Source organism: Streptomyces sp. ITFR-16 (assembly GCF_031844705.1).
Classification (GTDB): Bacteria; Actinomycetota; Actinomycetes; order Streptomycetales; family Streptomycetaceae; genus Streptomyces.
The window spans coordinates 2,563,456-2,587,449 of record NZ_CP134609.1; the positions used below are offsets into that span (position 1 = coordinate 2,563,456).

At 71.5% G+C, this 23,994-nt stretch carries 16 protein-coding genes and 1 pseudogene; 9 read left to right on the top strand and 8 right to left on the bottom strand.

What is annotated here, in order from left to right:
* Positions 1-5: 5 nt before the first annotated feature.
* Entirely contained in the window at positions 6-1,172 is a 1,167-nt protein-coding gene (locus RLT58_RS11215; RefSeq protein ID WP_311310254.1) for a C40 family peptidase, read from the top strand.
* Between the two features lie 45 nt (positions 1,173-1,217).
* Here the strand turns inward: RLT58_RS11215 and RLT58_RS11220 are convergent, their stop codons facing one another.
* Genes RLT58_RS11220 through RLT58_RS11240 form a run of 5 tightly spaced genes read right to left on the bottom strand, consistent with a single transcriptional unit; the run spans position 1,218 to position 6,924 of the window.
* Complete coding sequence (locus RLT58_RS11220; RefSeq protein ID WP_311310255.1) at positions 1,218-2,459, bottom strand: styrene monooxygenase/indole monooxygenase family protein; 1,242 nt, start codon at positions 2,457-2,459, stop codon at positions 1,218-1,220.
* Positions 2,460-2,482: 23 nt separating this feature from the next.
* Positions 2,483-3,133 (bottom strand): GTP-binding protein, encoded by a 651-nt coding sequence (locus RLT58_RS11225; RefSeq protein WP_311310256.1) that lies wholly within the window; start codon positions 3,131-3,133, stop codon positions 2,483-2,485.
* Positions 3,114-3,530, bottom strand: a complete 417-nt coding sequence (locus RLT58_RS11230; RefSeq protein WP_311310257.1) for a DUF742 domain-containing protein — start codon at positions 3,528-3,530, stop codon at positions 3,114-3,116. Before RLT58_RS11230 ends, RLT58_RS11225 begins: the two co-directional genes overlap by 20 nt.
* Positions 3,527-4,006 (bottom strand): roadblock/LC7 domain-containing protein, encoded by a 480-nt coding sequence (locus RLT58_RS11235; RefSeq protein WP_311310258.1) that lies wholly within the window; start codon positions 4,004-4,006, stop codon positions 3,527-3,529. Before RLT58_RS11235 ends, RLT58_RS11230 begins: the two co-directional genes overlap by 4 nt.
* Positions 4,003-6,924, bottom strand: a complete 2,922-nt coding sequence (locus RLT58_RS11240; protein WP_311310259.1) for a sensor histidine kinase — start codon at positions 6,922-6,924, stop codon at positions 4,003-4,005. Before RLT58_RS11240 ends, RLT58_RS11235 begins: the two co-directional genes overlap by 4 nt.
* 365 nt (positions 6,925-7,289) lie before the next feature.
* Between RLT58_RS11240 and RLT58_RS11245 the strand changes: the two genes are divergently transcribed.
* Positions 7,290-8,075 carry a protein phosphatase 2C domain-containing protein gene (locus RLT58_RS11245; RefSeq protein ID WP_311310260.1) on the top strand — a complete coding sequence of 262 codons (786 nt, stop codon included), beginning with the start codon at positions 7,290-7,292 and terminating at the stop codon, positions 8,073-8,075.
* A 20-nt stretch (positions 8,076-8,095) separates the two neighbouring features.
* Here RLT58_RS11245 and RLT58_RS11250 read toward each other — a convergent pair whose 3' ends face one another.
* Complete coding sequence (locus RLT58_RS11250; protein ID WP_399131323.1) at positions 8,096-8,593, bottom strand: MarR family winged helix-turn-helix transcriptional regulator; 498 nt, start codon at positions 8,591-8,593, stop codon at positions 8,096-8,098.
* 224 nt (positions 8,594-8,817) lie between these two features.
* Here RLT58_RS11250 and RLT58_RS11255 point away from each other — a divergent pair, with 224 nt between their 5' ends.
* Together RLT58_RS11255 and RLT58_RS11260 are read left to right on the top strand one after the other, a co-directional pair.
* Entirely contained in the window at positions 8,818-9,660 is an 843-nt protein-coding gene (locus RLT58_RS11255) for a lysozyme (RefSeq protein WP_311310262.1), read from the top strand.
* A gap of 300 nt (positions 9,661-9,960) precedes the next feature.
* Complete coding sequence (locus RLT58_RS11260) at positions 9,961-10,641, top strand: polysaccharide deacetylase family protein (protein ID WP_311314480.1); 681 nt, start codon at positions 9,961-9,963, stop codon at positions 10,639-10,641.
* 98 nt (positions 10,642-10,739) lie between these two features.
* Here RLT58_RS11260 and lon read toward each other — a convergent pair whose 3' ends face one another.
* Positions 10,740-13,160 (bottom strand): endopeptidase La, encoded by a 2,421-nt coding sequence (gene lon / locus RLT58_RS11265; protein ID WP_311310263.1) that lies wholly within the window; start codon positions 13,158-13,160, stop codon positions 10,740-10,742.
* 207 nt (positions 13,161-13,367) lie between these two features.
* Here lon and RLT58_RS11270 point away from each other — a divergent pair, with 207 nt between their 5' ends.
* From RLT58_RS11270 to RLT58_RS11290, 5 genes are all read left to right on the top strand, one after another.
* On the top strand, positions 13,368-13,985 hold the full coding sequence (locus RLT58_RS11270; protein WP_311310264.1) for an isochorismatase family protein: 618 nt from the start codon (positions 13,368-13,370) through the stop codon (positions 13,983-13,985).
* 38 nt (positions 13,986-14,023) lie between these two features.
* The gene (locus RLT58_RS11275; RefSeq protein ID WP_311310265.1) at positions 14,024-14,716 is read left to right on the top strand and encodes a spermidine synthase family protein; all 693 of its coding nucleotides are present in this window, start codon (positions 14,024-14,026) and stop codon (positions 14,714-14,716) included.
* A 258-nt stretch (positions 14,717-14,974) separates the two neighbouring features.
* Positions 14,975-15,712, top strand: coding sequence for a response regulator transcription factor (locus RLT58_RS11280; RefSeq protein WP_014154105.1), 738 nt, complete (start codon positions 14,975-14,977; stop codon positions 15,710-15,712).
* Positions 15,709-16,791, top strand: coding sequence for a HAMP domain-containing sensor histidine kinase (locus RLT58_RS11285; RefSeq protein ID WP_311310266.1), 1,083 nt, complete (start codon positions 15,709-15,711; stop codon positions 16,789-16,791). Before RLT58_RS11280 ends, RLT58_RS11285 begins: the two co-directional genes overlap by 4 nt.
* A 257-nt stretch (positions 16,792-17,048) precedes the next feature.
* A complete protein-coding gene (locus tag RLT58_RS11290) occupies positions 17,049-20,879 on the top strand; it encodes a multifunctional oxoglutarate decarboxylase/oxoglutarate dehydrogenase thiamine pyrophosphate-binding subunit/dihydrolipoyllysine-residue succinyltransferase subunit (protein ID WP_311310267.1) in 3,831 nt (1,276 codons plus the stop codon).
* Between the two features lie 84 nt (positions 20,880-20,963).
* On the opposite strand, the pseudogene fxsT reads toward RLT58_RS11290, so the two are convergent.
* A pseudogene (fxsT, locus tag RLT58_RS11295) lies at positions 20,964-23,956 on the bottom strand (FxSxx-COOH system tetratricopeptide repeat protein).
* Positions 23,957-23,994 lie beyond the last annotated feature (38 nt).

A 23,994-nucleotide genomic window follows, 5' to 3' on the forward strand; every position in this document is an offset into this window, starting at 1 on the left:
ATGTCGTGTCGGGTGAACTGCTGCGCGCCCTCGGCACGGCGGCGCTGGCCGCCGTCGTCGTGACCGCACCGGCCGCCGCCGTTGCCGCCCCCTCCCCCGGCCCCGCCGGCCCCTCCGCCCCCGCCCCCGGTCCACCGGCCGGCGGGGTGGCCGCGCTGCTGACCCAGCTGCAGGGGCTGTACCAGCGGGCGGAGGAGGCCACCGAGACCTACAACGGCACGGCGGCCGAGCTGAGGAAGCGGACCGCGCAGGCCAAGAAGCTCGACGCGGCGCTCGTCACCGCCCGGCTCTCGCTCTCCCGCAGCCGCGACGAGGCCGGGCGGCTGGCCCGCGAGCAGTACCAGGGCCGCTCCGACCTCTCCTCGTACCTGCGTCTGTTCCTGATGCGCGACCCCGAGTACGCCCTGGACCAGGGGCAGGTCATCCAGCGGCTCGCCGCCGGGCGGGCGGCGACCGTGCGGCGGCTCAGCGGTGCCGAGAAGCGGGCCGACGAGCTGGCGAAGGAGTCGCGCAAGGTGCTGGACAAGCAGCAGGTGCTGGCCGCGCGGCAGAAGAAGGAGCGCGACGCGGTCCGGACGAAGCTGAAGGACGTCGAGGCCCTGCTCGCCACGCTCTCCGCCGACCAGCTCGCGGAGCTGTCCCGCCTCGAACAGCAGGGCATGGACAAGGCCCAGGGCGCGCTGGTCGCCTCCGGCGCGCTCTCCACGGCCCGGCCGCCGTCCGAGGAGGGCGGCGAGGCGGTCCGGTACGCGATCGAGCAGATCGGCAAGCCGTATGTGTGGGGCGCGGAGGGGCCCGGCTCGTTCGACTGCTCGGGGCTGACCTCGCAGGCCTGGGCGAGCGCCGGCCGGACCATCCCGCGCACCTCGCAGGAGCAGTGGCGGCAGCTGCGGAAGATCCCGCTCAGCGCGCTGCGCCCGGGCGACCTGGTGATCTACTTCCCCAAGGCGACGCACGTCGCGCTGTACATCGGCAACGGCCTGGTGGTGCAGGCGCCCCGGCCGGGCGCCCGGGTCAAGGTCTCCCCGCTGGCGTCGAACCCCCTGCTGGGCGCCGTGCGCCCCGACCCGGAGAGCACGCCGCTTGCCACGTACCAGGCCCCGGAGCTCCCCCAGGGTGCCTCCGAGGGCTCCGACGAGGGGTACTCCGAGAGCGCGGCCCCCGCCGAGTGACACGCACCGGCCGGGACGGCCGGTGCGTGCACGGGTGCCGGGGGCTCAGGCGGCCGGGCCCGCGACCGAGGCGAGATACGCGTTCGTCTTCTCCGGGTCGAAGAAGAAGTTCTCGAAGTCCGCCGGGTTGTCGAAGCCGTTGGCGAAGCGGTCCGCGACCGGCTGGAGCAGGCCGGCGGCCCCGATCAGGTTCAGCACGTGCTCCGGCGGCACCCCGAGCATCGCGTTGGTCCACTTCACGACGTGCTGGGCGGTGTCCCAGTAGCGGTCGAAGGTGGCCTGCATCCAGTCCGCGTCGAACTCCCGGTCGCCGTGCTCGATGATCGAGTCCAGGTACGCGTCGGCGCACTTGGAGGCCGAGTTGGAGCCCTGGCCGGTGATCGGGTCGTTGGCGACGACCACGTCCGCGACGCCGAGCACCAGGCCGCCGCCGGGCAGCCGGCCGATCGGCTTGCGGACAGTGGGGGCGTACCGGCCGGCGAGGGTGCCGTTGGCGTCGGTCAGTTCGACCTTGGTGGCACGGGCGTACTCCCACGGCGTGAACCGCTCCATGAGCTCCAGCGTCGTGGCGAGGTGCTCGGAGGGGTCCTTGATGCCCTGGAAGACGTCGAGCGGGCCGCCCGGGATGCCCTCCCAGAACAGGATGTCGGCGCGGCCGGACGTGGTGAGGGTCGGCATGACGAACAGCTCGCCGACGCCCGGCACCAGGTTGCAGCGCACCGCGTCGAAGTCGGGGTGCTCGGGGCGCGGGCCCATGCCGTGGACGTACGCGACGGCCAGCGCGCGCTGCGGGGCGTCGAACGGCGAGCGGGACGCATCCCGGCCGAACATGGAGACGAGCTCGCCCTTGCCCGCCGAGACCATGACCAGGTCGTAGGTGCGGGAGAAGTAGTCCAGGTCCGAGACGGCCGCTCCGTGGATGACGAGCTGTCCGCCGCGCTGGGCGAACGTCTCCATCCAGCCGGCCATCTTCACGCGCTGGTCCACGGACTGGGCGAAGCCGTCCAGCCGGCCGACCCAGTCGATGGCGCGCGAGGAGTCGGGCGCGGCGACCGAGACGCCGAGGCCCTCGATGCGCGGGGCCTGGGACTCCCAGAAGTTCAGCTGGTAGTCCCGCTCGTGCTGGAGCGCGGTGTGGAACATGCACTGGGTCGACATGACCCGGCCGGAGCGGATCTCGTCGGCCGTGCGGTTGGACATGAGGGTGACTTCGTACCCTCTGGACTGAAGTCCCAGGGCGAGCTGGAGCCCGGACTGACCGGCTCCGACTATGAGTATCTTCCGCATCGCGGTCTCTCCGTTGTGTGTGGCTATGCCGGGGTGGCGTCGAGGGCGTGGCCGACCAGGGCCAGCAGCGATTCGACGACGGTGATCCTGTTGCGTGCGTCCATGATCACCACCGGGATGTGCGGCGGGACCGTCAGGGCCTCCCGGACGTCCTCGGCCTCGAACCCGGGGGTTCCCTCGAAGTGGTTGACGGCCACGATGTACGGCAGCCCGCAGCTCTCGAAGTAGTCGAGGGCGGGGAAGCAGTCGGCGAGCCTGCGGGTGTCCGCCATCACGACCGCGCCGATCGCGCCGCGCACCAGGTCGTCCCACATGAACCAGAAGCGCTGCTGGCCCGGGGTGCCGAACACGTACAGCACCAGGTCGTCGTCGAGCGTGAGCCGGCCGAAGTCCATGGCGACGGTGGTGGTGACCTTGTCGGGCGTCGCGCTGAGGTCGTCGGTCTCCTCGCTGGCCTGGGTCATCATCGCTTCGGTCTTCAGCGGGGTGATCTCGGAGACCGAGCCCACGAAGGTCGTCTTGCCGACGCCGAAGCCGCCGGCGACCACTATCTTCGTGGCGATCGGGGCCCTGGTGTGGTCCAGCTGCCAGGGCTGGAGGGCTTCCTCGGCCGGGTCCTTGGAGGCCGCGACGCGTGGGGTGAACAGCGTCGACTCAGAGACGGCGGAGCCCATTGAGCACCCTTTCGAGCAGCGCGCGGTCGGGCTGGCCGGTGCCGTGACCGGTTCCGTACACGCGGATCTTTCCCTGGTCCGCCAGGTCGCTGAGCAGCACCCTGACCACACCGAGCGGCATCTTCAGCAGGGCCGAGATCTCGGCGACCGTACGCATCCGGCGGCAGATCTCGACGATGGCCTGGAGCTCGGGCATGACGCGGGAGGCCAGGTTCCCGTTGGTCAGTTCGCGGCGCTCGTCGGGCGCTTCCAGCGCGGCGACGAACGTCTCGACGAGCAGGACGTGCCCGAACCGGGTGCGGCCGCCGGTCAGTGAGTACGGGCGGACCCGTGCGGGCCGTTTGCCGGCCCCTCGTACGGGGAGCCTGCGGGCGGGTTCGGCGGCGGCGGGGGTCACTGGGCGCTCTCCATCGATTTGCGCAGCTCACTGCGGAGTTCGGGGGTGAGTACGTGTCCGGCACGGCCGACGAAGAGCGCCATGTGGTAGGCGATGACGCTCATGTCGCAGTCGGGGGCGGCGTGCACCCCGAGCAGCGATCCGTCGCTGATCGACATGACGAAGACGCTGCCCTCCTCCATCGCGACCATCGTCTGCTTGACGCCGCCGCCGTCCATCAGCTTCGCGGCGCCGACGGTGAGGCTGCCGATGCCGGAGACGATGGTGGCCAGGTCGGCGCTGGAGCCCTTGGGGCCGCCCTGCCGGCCGGGGGCCGGGGCGCTCTGGTGGCCGGGGTCGGAGGAGAGCAGCATCAGTCCGTCGGACGAGACGACGGTGACCGAGTGGACCCCTGGCACCTCCTCCACCAGATTGCTCAGCAACCAGTGAAGGTTCCGGGCCTCGGTGCTCAGCCCGAATGTGCTGGGCGCAGTCAACTGCGTGCCTCCTCGACTGTGTCCCCCGTCTCTCCGGAACGGCCGTCCGTGCGGCCGGCCGGCTCAGCGTGCTCGGTACGTGTGGTGCCTGTGGCCGGGGCGCTGCCCTCGGCGATCTCCGCCTCGACGTCCCGGCGGCCGTCCTTCGCGCCCTGGTGGAAGCCGCCGAGCCGGCGGCGCAGGGCCTCCTTGTCGACGCTGCCCGTGCGCTCGGCGACGGGCGCTGCGGCCGGCTTGACCACCTGCGGGGTCCGCTTGGGCAGCCCCTTGTCGGTGACCCTCCCGGCCTCGGGGCGGCGCGGCCCGGGCAGGGCGTCGGCCACGGAGGGCGCGTCCTCGGGCACCGGCGCGGCGTCCGGGCGCGGGCCCTCGTCGGCGGTGCGCTCATGGCGGTCGGGGCCGATGGCGTACGGGCCGGCGGCGGCCGCGGCGGGGCCGTCCCCGAAGGCGGGGACGGGCGTGAACTCGGGTACGTCCTCGAATTCGGGCACCCTCGGCAGCCGGACCTGCATCGTGGTCTCGGCCTCGCGCTCGGCCTCGCTCGCGGCGGGCGGCGCGTCCTGCGGGGCGTCCTCGGCCTGCTGGTCCCGCGGCGCCTGCCCGGTCTCCGGGACGGGCGCGGCGTCCGGTACGGGCGCCTCCTCGGTGGCCGGCGCGGCGGGCGCCTCCGCTCCGGACGCGGCGATCGCCTGTTCGGCCGCCGCGATCAGCGGGTCGCCGGCGGGTGCGAGCGTACGGCGGGGCAGCGCGTTGGAGTTGGCCTCGGCGACCGAGCCCGGCAGGTTGAGCGTGGGCGCGTCGCCCGGTGCCGTGACCGGCGGCGGGGTCGCGGCCGGGGGCGCCTTCGGCAGCAGGGCCTGCGGAAGCACGACGACGGCGGTGACCCCGCTGCCCTTCTGCTCGCGCAGCTGCACCCGTACGCCGTGGCGTGCGGCCAGCAGCGAGGTCACCTGGAGGCCGAGGCCGGCCCCGTCCGCGCTCTGCTCGCCGGCCTCGAAGAGGGCCGGGTCGGCGAGGCGGGTGTTGAGCTCGCCCATCCGTACGGAGGACATGCCGATGCCCTCGTCCTGCACGGAGAGCATCACCTCGCCGGTCTCCAGCAGCCAGCCGGAGAGCTGGACATGGGAGTCGGGCGGGGAGAACGAGGTGGCGTTCTCCAGGAGTTCCGCGACCAGGTGGCTGAGGTCGTCGGCCGCGAAGCCGGCGATCTGGGCGTGCGGCGGCAGGGACTGGATGGTGACCCGCTCGTACCGCTCGATCTCGCTGACGGCGGCGCGCAGGACGTCGACCAGCGGGATCGGTCCCGGGTGCCCGTGGCCGTGCTCGGCGCCCGCGAGGACCAGCATGTTCTCGCTGTGGCGGCGCATGACCGTGGCCATGTGGTCGAGCTTGAAGAGGGTGGCGAGCCGCTCCGGGTCCTGCTCGCGCTCCTCCAGGGACTCGATGACCCCGAGCTGGCGCTCGACGAGGCCGAGGGTGCGCAGCGAGAGGTTGACGAAGGTGTGGTGGACCGTGTTCCTCAGCTTCTCCAGCTGGGACGTCAGATCGGCTGCCTGGACCTGGAGTTCGGCGCGCTGGACGGTGAGCGTCTCGCGGCCGTTGATCAGCTCGGCGCGCTCGGTCTCCAGGCTCTCGAACCGTCCGTTGAACTCGTGCAGCAGCCCCTGGAGGCGGCCGTGCAGGGCGTTGAGGGAGCGGACGACCTGGGCGAACTCGTCGTTGCGGCCGGTGTAGCGGACCGGTTCGGCGGTGGCGGGCTCGGCGGCGAGGCGGGCGGCGCCGATGCGCAGGACGGCGAGCGGCTGGGTCAGGGTGCGGGCGACGGCGGTGGAGACGCCGACGGCGACCAGCAGACAGGCGCCGAGCAGCGCGATCCGCAGTTCGAGCGCCGTGACGTCGTCGTCGCGCAGCTGCTCCAGGCGCTGGACCTGCGCGGTGCCGAGCGCGGACTCGACACTGCGCATCCGGTCGACGCGGGCGGAGAGCGCCGCCCCGACCTTCTTGGCGCTGACCTTCTGGTCGGAGTCGGAGAGTTCGGGGCGGTCGGTGAGCTCGGCGAGGTACTTCTCCGCGCTGTTGACCTCGGGGCCGGTGACCGTGGAGGCGAGCTTGTCGCGGGCGGTGGAGCCGGCGGCCTGGTCGAAGTCGGCGAGGGCGGAGAGTTCGCCGACCCGGGCCTGCTGGGCGGCGGCGCTCAGCTCGTCGCGGGCGCGGTCCTCCTTGGTCTCGCCCTCGTCCTGGGTCTGCACGGGCAGGCCGGTGAAGGGGTCGATCCGCGGCGGCGCCGGCTCCGGGCGGGGCACGGCGAGCGCGGCGAGGAGCAGCCCCCGGGTGGCGGAGGCCTGTTCGGCGGCGCGGCCGAGCGCGAGCGGGGTGCGGGTCGCCTCGGCGGCGCGCGGCGGGGTGTTCTCCGCGAGTTCGTCGGCGAGGTGCAGGAGCTTGGCGATGACCTCGGAGTACGCCTGGTGGGCCTCCAGCGCCGAGCCCTTGCCGCTGACGGCGTCCCGGCGCAGCGAGGGGATGGTGGACAGATCGCGGCGCAGGTCGGCGGGGGCCGCCTCGCGGATCTCGTCGACCTGCTGGTCCACCCGGGCGCCCCGGCTCCCCGGCTCGCCCTCACGGCCGCCGGCGATGAACGCGGTGACCTCGTCGCGCTCGTCGGCGAGGGAGTGGGCCAGCGAGACGGCCTGCTGGTTCAGCTCGGCGAGGGTGACCAGCCGCTGCGAATCGGTCAGCTCGGCGGAGGCCCCGAGGGCCGCCGGCGCCCCGGCGGCGATGACGGTGATCCCGACGACCGCGACGCCCGCGACCAGCCGGCTGCGCACGCGCACGCGGCGCCCGCCCTCGGCCGGCGCCGACGACTCCGCCCCGGAAACGCTGTTGTTGCCGCCCTTGCTCCGAGGCCGCTTCTTCTGCACCGGTGCTCGCAATCTCGACTCGTCCGCCCTTGAAGCAGAGGTGACGCACGGTCACGCGGAACGAGCGCCCCGACCCCTGGTACGGCTTCTGACCATTCCAGTGCTTTTGAGAGGGAGGCCCGCATCAACCGCTCCGCCACTCGAACGAGTGAACATCACTCCGGAGTTGGCGAACAAGTCTCCCCCCGGGGCTCCGGAGCCACACATGAGCGCCTGACTGGAACATCCGGCCAGGCTTTGGCAGGATGCCCGCCCGCACGCCTGACGGAGGGATTCCTTCCGCTCGAGCCGCGCTCCTGACCTGCTGGTACGGGCCAATTCGGGTGCCGTGCAGGCTCCGTGAAGGCATCGTGCAGACTGGCGGGATGCGCATCGAACTCGCGACCGCCGCCGGAGTTCCCGGCCGTCCGAACGAGGACTGGGCGGCCACCGTCCTGCCCGCCTCCGGTCAGGGCGGAGGGCTCGTCCTGCTCGACGGGGTCACCCCGCCGCGGGGCGACGACGGCTGTGTGCACTCGGTTCCCTGGTTCACCGCGCGGCTGGGCGGCTCCCTGGTCGAACTGTCGGGTTCGCGCCGGGATCTGACCTTGCAGGAGATTCTGGCGGAGTCCATCCGGCGCACCGCCGACACGCACCGTTCCCTCTGTGACCTTTCTCACGTACGCACGCCACAGGCGACCGTGGTCCTGGTGCGTTGGGACGACGAGGAGATCGAACACCTGGTGCTGTCCGACTCGGTGCTCCTGTTCGAGTCCCCGGCGGGCGATGTCAGGGCCCTGCTGGACGACCGGCTCGACCGGCTGCCGCCGGGCTCCCTGGCCTCCGACGAGATCGCGGACTCGCTGGTGCGGAACAAGGAGGGCGGCTTCTTCACGGCCGCCGCCGACCCGGCCGCGGCGGAGCGCGCGGTGACGGGACGGACGCCGCGCGCGGGGGTGCGGGCGGTCGCCGCGATGACGGACGGGGCGAGCCGCTGGACGGAGATGTTCGGCGAGGGCGACTGGACGGCCTGTCTCGGCGTGCTGCACAAGGAGGGGCCGCAGGGGCTGATCGACCGGGTCCGGGCCCTGGAGCTCGCGGACACGGACCGTGTCCGGCTGCGGCGGAGCAAGACGCACGACGACGCGACGGCGGTGTACGCCCAGCTGTGAGGCGGCGGGGGGCCGGTCGCTCAGTCCTCCGCGCGCGCGTTCAAGTGGTGCAGCAGCCGGGCCAGTTCCGCCACCTCGGCGCGGTCCCAGTCGGCGAGCTTGCGGACATAGCGGTCGCGGCGGGCATCGCGGACGCTGCGGAAGCGGGCCAGCCCCTCGTCGGTGAGGTGGACGAGGAAGGCCCGCCCGTCGGCCGGATCGGGCTCGCGCGCCACCAGTCCGAGTGTTTCCAGGGCGCGCAGTTGACGGCTCATGGTGGCCTTGCCCACGCCGAAGTACGAGGCGAGGTCGGTGGCCCGCTGACGGCCGGCCGATTCGAGGCGCACGAAGAGTCCGTAGGCGGCCGCCTCCAGCTCGGGGTGCACCTCGCGGGCCATCTCACCGGAGTTCGCCCGCGCGCGGCGCAGGAAGACCGCCAACTCCCTTTCCAGGGCCAGGAACTCGTGGTCCACACCACTTCCCCCGATTGCGCCGGGTTCACTCCCGCTTTCGCTCCCGTGCACGTCAACACCCCTCATGAGCTTTCCCGCCGCTGAAAGTTTCCTTCACCGCTGGTCATCGCCGCAGCTCCGCCAGTATTTCGCAGGAGTAGACCAACGGCACAGCCCAGGCCCTCTTCCGCCACCCGGGTCTACGTGCGTAGCGTCAGGGCATGGCATGTCCACACCATGGCATGCCACCCCGGGGCGCGCCCGCGCCCCCCGGGTCAGCGATCCCCCCACTGAGGCCTCGGAGGCACGCAATGCCCGTGCACAGATCCGGCTCCAAGACAGCCCGCCGTTCGCGCTTCGCCGCGGCGGGAACTCTGCTCGCAGCCCTCTCCCTCCTCATCACCCTCCCCGGCGCCGCGCAGGCGTCCGGCGGCGATCCCACGAAGCCCGCCCGGGGCACCGCCACGATGGGCATGGGCGTCGTCGCCCACGACGGCCGGGGCGGACTGCCCGCCGACACCCGCGCCGTGCAGACCGAGGGCGTGGACGTCAGCAGCCACCAGGGCAACGTCGCCTGGCCGACGCTCTGGAACAGCGGTGTGAAGTGGGCCTACACCAAGGCCACCGAGGGGACGTACTACACGAACCCCTACTTCGCGCAGCAGTACAACGGCTCCTACAACGTGGGCATGATCCGCGGCTCGTACCACTTCGCCACGCCGGACACCACGAGCGGCGCCGTCCAGGCCAACTACTTCGTGGACCACGGCGGCGGCTGGTCCAAGGACGGCAAGACCCTGCCGGGCGTGCTCGACATCGAGTGGAACCCGTACGGCGCCCAGTGCTACGGCAAGACCGCGGCCGCGATGGTCTCCTGGATCCGCGACTTCGTGAACACCTACAAGGCCCGCACCGGACGGGACGCGGTGATCTACACCGCGACCAGCTGGTGGAAGGACTGCACGGGCAACAACGCGGGCTTCGCCGCCACGAACCCGCTCTGGGTGGCCCGGTACAACACGACCGTCGGCGAACTCCCGGCCGGCTGGGGCTTCTACACGATCTGGCAGTACACCTCGACCGGCCCCACGGTCGGCGACCACAACCACTTCAACGGCGCCCTCGACCGCGTCCAGGCCCTGGCCAACGGCTAGCGGCCCCCGGCCGGCAGCCCCGGCCGCTTGTTCGACCCGGCGGAGCCCGGTGACGTACCCCGTCACCGGGCTCCGCCTCGTTCGTACCGCCTGACCAGGCACTTCGCGCCCCGGAGTCACTCCACACCCCCCTATACACCTGATGTATACCTCGTATGTATAGTCCTTCCAGTCGCACACGCCGTGCGCCGTTCAGGTACGAGGGAGTGACCCGCCTTGCCCAGTAAGAGGAAGTCGATCGGTACGGGGTTGGCCGTCGCCCTTGTGACAGCGCTCACGCTGACCCTGAGCGGGTGCTCGATGGAGACCACCGCCCCCGGCTCCGCGCGCTCCGACGCCGGCTCGGACGCCAAGGGCTCGTTCGGCTCCGTGGACTGCCGCAAGGCGAAGTGCATAGCGCTGACCTTCGACGCCGGCCCGGCCGAGGACACCCCGCACCTGCTGGACATCCTCAAGGAGAAGAAGGTCCACGCGACCTTCTTCCTGCTGGGCAAGAACCACGTCAGGAAGCACCCCGGCACGGTGCGCCGCATCGAGGCCGAGGGCCACGAGGTCGCCAACCACACCTGGTCGCACGAGATCCTCACGGACAAGAAGCCGGCCGAGATACGGGCCGAGCTGGAGAAGACGCAGGACGCCATAGAGGAGATCACCGGCAAGAAGCCGCGGCTGATGCGCCCGCCGCAGGGCCGCACGGACGACACCGTCTCCGGGATCAGCAAGGACCTCGGGCTCTCCCAGATCCTGTGGAGCGCCACCGCCAAGGACTACTCGACGACCGACTCCGCGCTGATCAAGAAGCGGATACTCGACCAGGCGAGCCGGGACGGCATCATCCTGCTGCACGACATCTACAAGGGCACGGTGCCCGCGGTGCCCGGCATCATCGACGCACTGCAGAAGCAGGGCTACACCCTGGTGACGGTGCCCCAGCTGATGGCTCCGGCCGAGCCCGTCCCGGGGACCATCTACCGCCCGTAGGACCTGCGGTACGCGAAACGGCCCGCCGCCCCGCGAGGGGGAGGCGGGCCGTCCGCACCGGCCGTGTCCGTGGTGCCACGCCCGTCACGCCGTGGCACCTACGCCGCGGCCGGGATCCTCCGCTCCGCCGGGGCCTCGGCCGGGGCGAGAGCGATCTCCAGCACCTGGCGGACGTCGGTGACCGGGTGGACCTCCAGGGTCTCCAGCACCTCGGCCGGGACGTCGTCCAGGTCGGCCTCGTTCCGCTTGGGGATCACCACGGTGGTGATGCCCGCGCGGTGCGCGGCCAGCAGCTTCTGCTTCAGCCCGCCGATCGGCAGCACCCGGCCGGTCAGCGAGACCTCGCCGGTCATCGCCACATCGGTGCGGACCAGCCGCCCGGAGAGCAGCGAGGCCAGTGCCGTCGTCATGGTGATACCGGCGCTCGGCCCGTCCTTGGGCACCGCGCCCGCCGGGAAGTGGATGTGCGCGCCGCGGTCCTTCAGGTCCGCGACCGGCAGTTCCAGTTCCGCGCCGTGCGACCGCAGGAAGCTCAGCGCGATCTGCGCGGACTCCTTCATGACGTCGCCGAGCTGGCCGGTGAGGGTCAGTCCGGACGCCCCGGTCTCCGGGTCGGCCAGCGAGGCCTCCACGAACAGGACGTCACCGCCGGCCCCGGTCACCGCGAGTCCGGTGGCCACACCCGGCACGGCGGTCCGGCGCTCGGCCGGGTCCTGGGCGGACTCGGGGACGTGGTGCGGACGGCCGATGAGACCGCGCAGGTCGTCCTCGGTCACCGTGAACGGCAGCGCGCGGTCGCCCAGTTCGTGCTGGGCCGCGACCTTGCGCAGCAGCCGGGCGACGGCCCGCTCCAGGTTCCGTACGCCGGCCTCCCTGGTGTACTCGCCGGCCAGCTTGCGCAGCGCCGACTCGTCGAGGGTGACCTCGTCCTTCTCCAGACCGGCCCGCTCCAGCTGGCGCGGGAGCAGGTGGTCGCGGGCGATGACGACCTTCTCGTCCTCGGTGTAGCCGTCGAGCCTGACCAGCTCCATCCGGTCGAGCAGCGCCTCCGGGATGGCTTCCAGGACGTTGGCGGTGGCCAGGAAGACGACGTCGCTGAGGTCGAGCTCGACCTCCAGGTAGTGGTCGCGGAAGGTGTGGTTCTGCGCCGGGTCGAGCACTTCGAGGAGGGCGGCGGCCGGGTCGCCCCGGAAGTCGGAGCCGACCTTGTCGATCTCGTCGAGCAGGACGACCGGGTTCATCGAACCGGCCTCCTTGATGGCGCGGACGATGCGTCCGGGCAGCGCTCCGACGTACGTACGCCGGTGGCCGCGGATCTCCGCCTCGTCCCGGACACCGCCGAGCGCGACGCGGACGAACTTGCGGCCCATGGCGTGCGCCACGGACTCACCGAGCGAGGTCTTGCCGACGCCGGGCGGCCCCACCAGGGCCAGCACCGCGCCGCCGCGACGCCCGCCGACGACGCCCAGCCCCCGGTCGGCACGCCGCTTGCGCACCGCGAGGTACTCGGTGATGCGCTCCTTCACGTCCTGGAGACCGGCGTGCTCGGCGTCCAGGATCTCCTGGGCGCCCCTGATGTCGTAGGCGTCCTCGGTCCGCTCGGTCCACGGCAGTTCGAGGACGGTGTCCAGCCAGGTCCTGATCCAGGAGCCCTCGGGGCTCTGGTCGGAGGAGCGCTCCAGCTTGTCGACCTCCTTGAGCGCGGCCTCGCGGACGTGCTCGGGAAGGTCGGCGGCCTCCACGCGCGCCCGGTAGTCGTCGGACTCGTCTTCCGGGTCGCCATTGAGCTCCGACAGCTCCTTGCGCACGGCGTCGAGCTGGCGCCGCAGCAGGAATTCGCGCTGCTGCTTGTCGACGCCCTCCTGGACGTCCTTGGCGATGGACTCGGCGACGTCCTGCTCGGCGAGGTGCTCACCGAGCCACTGGATGGCCAGCTTCAGCCGGGCCACCGGTTCTGCGGTCTCCAGCAGCTGCACCTTCTGCGCGGTGGTGAGGAAGGGCGAGTACCCGGAATTGTCGGCGAGCGCCGAGACGTCCTCGATCTGCTGGACCCGGTCCACGACCTGCCAGGCACCGCGCTTCTTCAGCCAGCTGGTGGCCAGCGCCTTGTACTCCTTGACCAGCTCGGCGGCGGCTCCGGGGAGCGGCTCGGGGACGGAGACGTCGACCCGGGTCCCTTCCACCCAGAGCGCGGCGCCCGGCCCGCTGGTGCCGGCCCCGATCCGCACCCGGCCGCGCCCGCGGATGAGCGCGCCGGGGTCACCGTCCGAGAGCCGTCCGACCTGCTCGACGGTCCCGATGACACCGATCCCGGTGTAGGTGCCGTCGATGCGCGGGACGAGCAGCACCTCGGGCTTGCCACCGCCCTCGCGGGCGGCGGCCTGTGCGGCCTCGACGGCGGCACGTACATCTGTGTCGGACAGGTCCAGAGGCACCACCATCCCGGGCAGCACGACCTCGTCGTCGAGCGGCAGCACAGGCAAGGTGAGCGGTGTGACCGCATTGGACTCAGTAGCCATGATCTCCCCTTCGGCAGTCAAGTTGAGCTATGCAGACTCAATGCTCGTGAGCCCCTCAATGTTCCCCGAGGGGTGTTCGCTCTGAGCGATCAACCGGTGGCCACCGCGTTCCTCCGGTGCAACGCCGCAGGGCGCTCCGCGATTTCCGGGCGGCTCAGGGCCTGAAACCCCGTGGAGGACGGCCCCCGCGCCGGACAGGATGGCGTCATGACCGATTCCCCGCTCCCCGCACAGGCCCTGCTCGTCGTGGACGTACAGAAGGCCGGGGTGACCGGCGACCGCGCCGTGCCCGGGGCCGCCGTGCTGCTGGAGCGCACGGCGGACCTGCTGGCCCGGGCCCGCGCGGCCGGCGCCCTCGTCGTGCACCTCCAGAACGACGGCGAACCCGGTGCGGACGACGCGCCGCACACCCCCGGCTGGGCGCTCCACCTCCCCGTGCAGGCGGGACCCGCCGAGTGCGTGATCCGCAAGACCTGGGACGACGGCTTCCAGGAGACCGCCCTGGGCGAGGTACTGACGGAAGCCGGCGTCGGGCCGCTGGCCGTCTGCGGGCTCATGTCGGAGATGTGCGTCCAGGCCACGGCCCGCACCGCCCTGGCCCGGGGCCACCGGGTCGTGCTCCCGTACGACGCCCACGCCACGCACGACGTCCCGGCGGCCCCCGGCATCAGCGAGGCGGTGCCCGCCGCCGTGGTGTCCCGGGTCGCCGCCTGGGCGATCAGCGCGGACGCCGACGTCACTACGGCGGCGGTGGACGTGGTGTTCGAGGCACCGTCCGGGTCCGGGTATCCGCTGGCCCGGGCGCGGGCGGACGCGACAGGATGAAGGGGACACCGTCCGACATCCACCGGAGACTCAGCGCCATGCCCCACACGTTCGGCCCCGACGCCCTCGCCCCCGTCACCCTGGACCGCCGCGAGGGACCGTACGGGGAGGTCGTCCTGCGCAGGCGGGGCGAGGACTACGAGATCATCGCCAACGGGTGCTTCCTGATGGACACCTCGGACGGGCGCTCGGAGCGGCTGCTGATCGATGCCGCGCTCGCCGCGCTGCCCGCCGCCCGCACCGCCCCCTCGGTCCTGATCGGCGGGCTCGGCGTCGGCTTCTCGCTCGCCCGCGCGGCCGCCGAGCCCCGGTGGGGGCGGATCGCGGTCGCCGAGCGGGAGCAGGCCATCGTGGACTGGCACCTGGACGGGCCGCTGGCCGGGATCTCGGGGCCGGCGCTGGCCGATCCCCGCACCTCGATCCTCACGACGGACCTCGTCGCCCACCTTCGTACGGCTACGGACCGTTACGACGCCTTGTGTCTGGACATCGACAACGGACCGGACTGGACCGTCACCGAGGACAACGGGAATCTCTACTCCCCCGCCGGGCTCGCCGACTGCCTGGCGCGGCTCACCCCGGGCGGGGTGCTCGCGGTGTGGTCCGCACAACCGTCCGCCGCATTCGAGGAAGCCCTGCGGAATGCCGGATTCCATGGGGTAAGGACCGAAGAAGTAGGCGTTGCCCGAGGTGTGCCCGACGTGGTCCATCTCGCAATTCGATCGGAGTGAGAGGAGGCCGGAAGCGGGGCAGTATCCCCCCGCCCGGTATCCGGGCCCCCGGGACGCCCGGGGGCCAAGCCCCCACAAGCGCGACACTCCGCCTCCCGCGTACGCCCGAACCGTTCGTACGCCCTTGCACCCTGCGTAGCCGGGAGCCGTCCGCTGCCTTTACGCTGCTGACCGATAGCGGGATCACCCACGAAATTCACGAGCGAGAACCGTACGTCCGGGGGAATGGCCTCCGTGAGAACGGGCAGGGGCGGGGCGATGGAACAGACACACACCACCCACAACGGTGTCGCGGCCACCCCGGGCGCCCAGCGCCGGGTGCTGGTGGTCGAGGACGACGCCACGATCGTCGATGCCATCTCCGCCCGTCTGCGGGCCGAGGGCTTCCTGGTGCAGACCGCGCTGGACGGCCCGGCGGCCGTGGACGCGGCCGAGGCCTGGCAGCCGGACCTGATGGTGCTCGACATCATGCTTCCCGGCTTCGACGGCCTGGAGGTCTGCCGCCGGGTGCAGGCCCAGCGCCCGGTGCCGGTGCTGATGCTGACCGCGCGCGACGACGAGACCGACATGCTCGTCGGGCTCGGGGTCGGCGCCGACGACTACATGACCAAGCCGTTCTCGATGCGTGAGCTGGCGGCCCGGGTCCACGTCCTGCTGCGCCGGGTCGAGCGGGCCGCACTGGCGGCCGTGACCCCGCGCAGCGGCATACTCCGCCTCGGCGAGCTGGAGATCGACCACGCGCAGCGCCGGGTGCGGGTGCGCGCCGACGACGTGCACCTGACGCCCACCGAGTTCGACCTGCTGGTGTGCCTGGCGAACACCCCGCGCGCGGTGCTCTCGCGCGAACAGCTGCTGGCCGAGGTCTGGGACTGGGCGGACGCCTCGGGCACCCGTACCGTCGACAGCCACATCAAGGCGCTGCGCCGGAAGATCGGCGCGGAGCGGATCCGTACCGTGCACGGTGTCGGCTACGCGCTGGAGACCCCCGCGCCATGACCGCGCCCGGGCCCGGGCGGGGGCTGCGGCCGTTCTCCATCAAGGCCAAGCTGGGCACGCTGGTGGTGGTGTCCGTCTTCATCACGACGGGGCTGCTCATGGTGGCCCTGCGTACGCGGACCGAGCTGCGGTTCATCACGGTGTTCTCGGTCATCGCGACCCTGCTGATCACCCAGTTCGTGGCGCACGGCCTGACCGCGCCGCTGGACGAGATGCGGGCGGTGGCCCGGTCGATCTCGCACGGCGACTACACCAGACGGGTGAACGGCGCCGACCGGCGCGACGAGCTCGGCGACCTGGCGCAGACGATCAACCTCATGGCCGACGACCTGGCGGCCGTGGACCGGCACCGCAAGGAGCTGGTGGCGAATGTCTCACATGAGCTGCGCACCCCCATCGCGGCGCTGAGAGCGGTCCTGGAGAACGTCGTGGACGGGGTGTCCTCGGCCGATCCGGAGACCATGCGCACGGCCCTGAAACAGACGGAGCGCCTCGGCCGGCTGGTGGAGACGCTCCTCGACCTCTCCCGGCTGGACAACGGCGTCGTCACGCTGAAGGCCAACCGCTTCGAGGTCTGGCCCTATCTGTCGGGGGTGCTGAAGGAGGCGAACCTCGCCGCCGCGCACCGCCGGCTGTCCTCCGGCTCCGGCAATCACTCCCGCAAGGACGTCCATCTGCATCTGGACGTCTCGCCCCCGGAGCTGACCGCGCACGCGGACGCCGAGCGGCTGCACCAGGTGGTGGCCAACCTGATCGACAACGCGGTGAAGCACAGTCCGCCGCACGGCCGGGTCACGGTGCTCGCCCGGCGCGGCCCGCAGCCCGAGTCCCTCCTGCTGGAGGTCCTGGACGAGGGCCCCGGCATCCCGGAGTCCGAGCGCCACCGTGTCTTCGAGCGCTTCAACCGGGGCGAGGTGTCCTCCCCGCACGGCCCGGGCAGCGATGGCGGCACGGGTCTGGGGCTGGCGATCGCCCGCTGGGCGGTGGATCTGCACGGCGGCCGGATCGGTGTGGCCGAATCAGCTCGCGGATGCCGCATCCGCGTCACTCTTCCGGGGATTCGTCAGCCGCGAGGTTGACATAGGGTTCGAACCGGAAGGGCGCGTTCTGCGTGTTCTGTTCAAGGGGTACGGTCCAAGGGGCCGCAGCTGCGGCTTCACGTACCCGGAGTGAAGCGGAACCAAGCTTGTTTCCCGCCATTTCCTGCGCCGAAACCCGACTTTCGATGTGACTTGCACGACGAACCCCGGCCCGGTCTGCATGGAACGGCCGGGGAGGCGTAGCCTTGATTTCCGCTGTCCATCACCTTGTGAAGCGGAAGAGGGCGGTTGCCGCCGTGTCGTCTCAGTCCCCCAGTAACTCGAGCATCTCGACCGACCAAGTGAGCCCGGGTCCCAACCCGGCTGCCGCTTTCGGCCCCAATGAGTGGCTCGTCGACGAGATCTACCAGCAGTACCTCCAGGATCCCAATTCGGTCGATCGCGCCTGGTGGGACTTCTTCGCCGACTACAAGCCGGGTACGTCCGGCACGGCGGACAAGCCCGTTCCCGGCGCCGCAGCCGCGGGGGCTGCGGTGCCCGCGGCCCCGGCCGCCACGCCGCCGGCCGCCACCGACAACAGCACTCCGGCCGCGCCCGCGCAGCCCGCGGCCCAGGCTCCGGCCCCGGCCAAGGCGGCGCCCGCTGCCGCTCCGGCCCCGGTGAAGGCGGCTCCGGCCGCCGCACCGGCTCCGGCGAAGTCCGCTCCGGCGCCCGCGCCCGCCGCGAAGGCCCCGGCCGCCGAGGCGACCGAGGCTCCGGCCGGCCCGGAGTACGTGACGCTGCGCGGCCCCTCGGCCGCCGTCGCGAAGAACATGAACGCCTCGCTGGAGCTGCCGACGGCCACGTCCGTCCGCGCCGTCCCGGTGAAGCTGCTCTTCGACAACCGCATCGTCATCAACAACCACCTCAAGCGCGCCCGGGGCGGGAAGATCTCCTTCACGCACCTGATCGGGTACGCGATGGTGCAGGCCCTCAAGGCCATGCCGGCGATGAACTACTCCTTCGCGGTGAAGGACGGCAAGCCGACCCTGGTCAAGCCGGAGCACGTCAACCTCGGCCTGGCCATCGACCTGGTGAAGCCGAACGGCGACCGCCAGCTGGTCGTCGCGGCCATCAAGAAGGCCGAGACGCTCAACTTCTTCGAGTTCTGGCAGGCCTACGAGGACATCGTCCGCCGGGCCCGCAACGGCAAGCTCGGCATGGACGACTTCACCGGCGTCACCGCCTCGCTGACCAACCCCGGCGGCATCGGCACCGTCCACTCGGTGCCCCGCCTGATGCCCGGACAGGGCCTCATCATGGGCGTCGGCGCGATGGACTACCCCGCCGAGTTCCAGGGCACCTCGCAGGACACCCTGAACAAGCTGGGCATCTCCAAGGTCATGACCCTGACCTCGACGTACGACCACCGGGTCATCCAGGGCGCCGCCTCCGGCGAGTTCCTGCGGATCCTGTCCCAGCTGCTGCTCGGCGAGAACGACTTCTACGACGAGATCTTCAAGGCGCTGCGCATCCCCTACGAGCCGGTCCGCTGGCTCAAGGACATCGACGCCTCGCACGACGACGACGTCACCAAGGCAGCACGGGTCTTCGAGCTGATCCACTCCTACCGGGTCCGCGGCCACGTCATGGCCGACACCGACCCGCTGGAGTACCACCAGCGCAAGCACCCCGACCTGGACATCACCGAGCACGGCCTCACCCTGTGGGACCTGGAGCGGGACTTCGCGGTCGGCGGCTTCGCCGGCAAGACGATGATGAAGCTCCGCGACATCCTCGGTGTGCTGCGTGAGTCGTACTGCCGCACCACCGGCATCGAGTTCATGCACATCCAGGACCCGAAGCAGCGCAAGTGGCTCCAGGACCGGGTGGAGCGTCCGCGCCCCAAGCCCGAGCGCGAGGAGCAGCTGCGCATCCTGCGCCGGCTGAACGCCGCGGAGGCGTTCGAGACGTTCCTGCAGACGAAGTACGTCGGCCAGAAGCGGTTCTCGCTGGAGGGCGGCGAGTCCGTCATCCCGCTGCTCGACGCGGTCATCGACTCCGCCGCCGAGGCCCGCCTCGACGAGGTCGTCATCGGCATGGCCCACCGCGGCCGCCTCAACGTCCTCGCCAACATCGTGGGCAAGTCGTACGCGCAGATCTTCCGCGAGTTCGAGGGCAACCTCGACCCGCGCTCGATGCACGGCTCGGGCGACGTCAAGTACCACCTGGGCGCCGAGGGCACCTTCACCGGTCTGGACGGCGAGCAGATCAAGGTCTCGCTGGCCGCCAACCCCTCCCACCTGGAGGCGGTCGACCCGGTCCTGGAGGGCATCGCCCGCGCCAAGCAGGACATCATCAACAAGGGCGGCACGGACTTCACGGTCCTGCCCGTCGCGCTCCACGGCGACGCGGCCTTCGCCGGCCAGGGCGTCGTCGCCGAGACGCTCAACATGTCGCAGCTGCGCGGCTACCGCACCGGCGGCACCGTGCACGTGGTGATCAACAACCAGGTCGGCTTCACCGCCGCCCCGGAATCCTCGCGCTCCTCGATGTACGCCACCGACGTGGCGCGCATGATCGAGGCGCCGATCATCCACGTCAACGGTGACGACCCGGAGGCCGTGGTCCGCGTCGCGCGGCTCGCCTTCGAGTTCCGGCAGGCGTTCAACAAGGACGTCGTGATCGACCTCATCTGCTACCGCCGCCGCGGTCACAACGAGGGCGACAACCCGGAGTTCACCAACCCGCAGATGTACACCCTGATCGACAAGAAGCGCTCGGTGCGCAAGCTCTACACCGAGTCCCTCATCGGTCGCGGCGACATCACCCTGGAAGAGGCGGAGCAGGCGCTCCAGGACTTCCAGGGCCAGCTGGAGAAGGTGTTCGCCGAGGTCCGCGAGGCCACCTCGCAGCCGGCGCAGCCGCATGTCTCCGACCCGCAGGCCGAGTTCCCGGTGGCCGTGACCACCGCGGTCTCCGCCGAGGTCGTCAAGCGGATCGCCGAGTCCCAGGTCAACATCCCCGAGTCGATCACCGTGCACCCGCGTCTGCTCCCGCAGATGCAGCGCCGCGCCGCCTCGGTGGAGAACGGCACGATCGACTGGGGCATGGGCGAGACCCTGGCCATCGGTTCGCTGCTGATGGAGGGCACCCCGGTCCGGCTCGCCGGCCAGGACACCCGCCGCGGCACGTTCGGCCAGCGCCACGCGGTGCTCGTCGACCAGGTGACCGGCGAGGACTACACACCGCTGCTCTACCTCTCCGACGAGCAGGCCCGTTACAACGTCTACGACTCGCTGCTCAGCGAGTACGCGGCGATGGGCTTCGAGTACGGCTACTCGCTGGCCCGCCCGGAGTCGCTGGTCATCTGGGAGGCCCAGTTCGGTGACTTCGTCAACGGCGCGCAGACCGTCGTCGACGAGTTCATCTCCTCGGCCGAGCAGAAGTGGGGCCAGACCTCCGGCGTCACGCTGCTCCTGCCGCACGGCTACGAGGGCCAGGGCCCGGACCACTCGTCCGCCCGCCCGGAGCGCTTCCTCCAGATGTGCGCGCAGGACAACATGACGGTCGCCATGCCGACCCTGCCGTCGAACTACTTCCACCTCCTGCGGTGGCAGGTGCACAACCCGCACCACAAGCCGCTGATCGTCTTCACCCCGAAGTCGATGCTCCGCCTCAAGGCGGCCGCGTCGAAGGTGGAGGAGTTCACCACCGGCGGCTTCCGCCCGGTGATCGGCGACGACTCGGTCGACCCGAACGCCGTCCGCAAGGTCGTCTTCTGCGCCGGCAAGGTCTACTACGACCTGGAGGCCGAGCGCGAGAAGCGCGGCGTCACGGACACGGCGATCATCCGGCTGGAGCGCCTGTACCCGCTGCCGGGTGCCGAGCTCCAGGCCGAGATCGCCAAGTACCCGAACGCCGCGAAGTACCTGTGGGCCCAGGAGGAGCCGGCCAACCAGGGTGCGTGGCCGTTCATCGCGCTCAACCTGATCGACCACCTGGACCTGGCCGTCGGCGCCGACATCCCGCACGGTGAGCGCCTGCGCCGCATCTCGCGGCCGCACGGCTCGTCCCCGGCGGTCGGCTCGGCCAAGCGCCACCAGGCCGAGCAGGCACAGCTGGTCGCAGAGGTCTTCGAGGCCTGACCGGTCGCTGTACGTACGCCGAGGGGCCCGTCCCGCGAGTGAATCGCGGGGCGGGCCCCTCGGCGTCGCGGGGTGTGCGGCCGCTCAGACGATCAGCGGCTCGAAGTCCCAGTACGGGCGGTTGCGGGAGCGGGCCGAGACCGTGTGGACGTGCTGGGCGCCGAGCGTCGCGACCAGGTCGCCCAGCGCCTCGCCCTCGATCTTCTCGGCCTTCTGCCGCTCCCGCAGGCCGCGCAGATCGGCGGCGTGCGCGATCCGGGCGGAGAGCGTCAGCGGATGGGTGCGGCCGAGCACCTCGACGGCCCGGGTGACGACCGAGTCCGTCAGCGCGGCGGCGGACTCCGGGTCGCCCACCAGATTGCGGACAGCCGACGCGTTGATCGCACAGCCGAGCGTCCAGGGGTGGTTCTCCCCCACGGCCCGGGTCATGGCCGCCAGGGACTCCTCCAGCAGCGCGTGGGCGTGCTCCCGCTCCCCCACGTTGCGCAGGATCAGGGCGTGGTTGGCCCGGGTCCCGGCGGTATACGGGTGCTCCTCGCCGAGCATGTCCACGTACCCGGCAACGACCTTCTCGCTTATGGCCCTGGCCTGGTCGATGTTGGCGTGCTCCCGGGCGAAGCAGCTCTGGCCGGCCGCGAACATCATCGTCAGCGGGGCGCCCTCGCCGAGGACCCGTTCGCACCGCTCCAGGACCCGCGTGAACAGGGCGGCAGCCTTGGTCCGCTCGCCCGAACGGTAGTGGCACAGCGCGAGGTTGAACTCGGCGCGCAGGGTCTGCGGGTTGTCCGGTCCCAGGACGCGCCGGTGCACCTGCGCGCTCTGGTTCTGCAGGGACGTCGCGTCGCCGTAGCGGCCGAGCAGGCGCAGGTCGGTGGCGTAGTGGATCTCCGAGGACAGGGTCCAGGTGTGCCGTTGGCGCAGGAGCTGGCGCCGGGAGTCCAGCGTGCGCCGGTTGAGCTCCAGGGACTCCTGGTACCGGCCCAGCAGCCGCAGGGTGACGGCCAGGTTGTTCTGCGCGTTGAGCGTCCGCGAGTCCTGGTCGCCCAGCAGGTCCTGGTACGCGGTGACGACCCAGGAGGAGATCTCCAGCGCCTCGTCGTACCGCCCCAGGCCCCGCAGGTCGGCGGCCAGGCCGGTGGCCGCCCGCAGATGCTCCAGGTCGTCGGTGCCGCGCTCCGCGCGCAGATGCTCCACCGCCGCGCGCTCGATGACCTCGGTGCCGGCGTAGTCGCCGACGGCCCTGAGCAGGTTGGCGTAGTGGTAGCTGACGTCCCAGATCCTGGGGTGGCTGTCGCCGAGGAGTTCGCGCCAGGCGGCCAGGGCGCGTTCGCCGAGTTTGATGCCGGCCCGGTACTCGCCGGAGAAGTACATGTAGCGCAGGCAGTTGAGGACCAGCGTCTGGACGGCCGGGTCGGTGCTCTTGAGGACGTCGGCCCACTTGAGGTGGGGGGTGATCTCGGCGTACGCGGGCCAGAGCCGGGTGTCGATGGGCCGGCCGGGGTCGGCGGCGGCGAGGGCCCGGCGCACGACGTCGATGAACTCCTGCCGGTCCTGCTGCGCCATGTCGTGGCCGACGATCTGGTGGACCATGCGGTGCATGTAGAGCGATTCGCCGGACGATGCCGCGTCCACGACCGACTCGTGGGACTCCAGCCGGACCACGGAGTACTGGCGGAGCTGGCCGATCGCCTTGTTCCACAGCAGGGGGTCGTTCATCAGGCCCGCGACCTGTTCCGGCAGTTCTCCCGGGGGCATTTCCTTCAGCAGCCGTACCGGGATGGATCCGGGCGCGAAGAAGCTGCACAGGCGCAGCAGGTCGACGGACTCGGGGACGGTGTCCTTGAGCTTGTTCAGCAGTATCGACCAGGCGGTCTGGAAGGCGAGCGGGAAGTCCGCGGAGACCTTGACGACGTCCTGGTCGATGCCGCCTTCCAGGAGGCCGATGTACTCGTCGACCGACAGGTCGGAGTCGTTGAGCCAGCCGGCGGTCTGGTCGAGGAGCAGCGGCAGGTCCTCGAGCGCCTCGGCCAACTGGTCGGCCTCGGCCGGGGTCAGCCGGGGCGCGCGGCGGCGGATGAAGGCGACGGACTCGTCGCGGGAGTAGACGGGCACCTCGACGAGGTCGCTGTTGTGCTCGCTCCACTCGGGGTTGCGTGAGGTGATCAGGACGTGCCCGGGACCGGTCGGGACCAGGTCCCAGATCTGGTCGGGGTCGTCCGCGCCGTCCAGGACCAGCAGCCAGTGGGAGTGCGGGTCGCCCCGGCGCAGCGAGTCGCGGACGGCACGCAGCCGTTCGCCGTACTCGGCGCCGGTGGACAGGCCCAGTTCGGGGGCGAGTTCGGCGAGCTTCTGCCGGTAGAGCGCGCGCCGGTCTGCGGGCACCCACCAGACCACGTCGTACTCGGAGCCGAAGCGGTAGACGTACTCGGCGGCCAGCTGGGTCTTGCCGACACCGGACATGCCGTGCAGGGTGACGACGCCGGCGCCCGCTCCGGACTCCTGGAGCGCCCGGTAGGCCTTGCTGAGCAGTCCTCGCGTCCGGTGAAGCGGATGTTGCGGCGCGGCACCCCGCCCCACACCTGGGGGGTCTCGGCCGGGTAGCGGGGGCCGGGCCGGGCCCGGGCGGACTCGGGCAGCGGTTCGTCGGACAGTCCCAGGCGGGCCAGCAAGCGGCGTTCGGCCTCGTCGGCACCGACATTGGTGAAGTCGGCGGCGCCGAGGGCCGAGGTGGCGCCGGGCAGCGCGGACGTGGTGACGCAGACTGCCGCGAACCGGTCGGGGTCCGGTGCGACCTCGGCGCGCAGTGCCCGGTTCCACTCGTCGTGGCTGCGGGGGCCGAGCTGGAAGTACCAGTCACTGAGGATCACCAGGATGCGGCCCTGGGCGAGCTTGAGGTCCCGTAGCGACTCCTCCAGCGGGATCTCCACCGGAGGGTCCCAGCGCTGCTGGCGCACCGTCACACCACGCCGTTCCAGACGGTCCGTGATCCACGCCGCCCAGGCGCGGTTGAAACCGGCGAAACTGATCGTGACGGTCTGCTCTCCGGCTGGTCCAACTGGCTTACGCGTTACCGGCATTCAACCGTCTCCCTGCCTCGATACGAGCCTTCTCAACA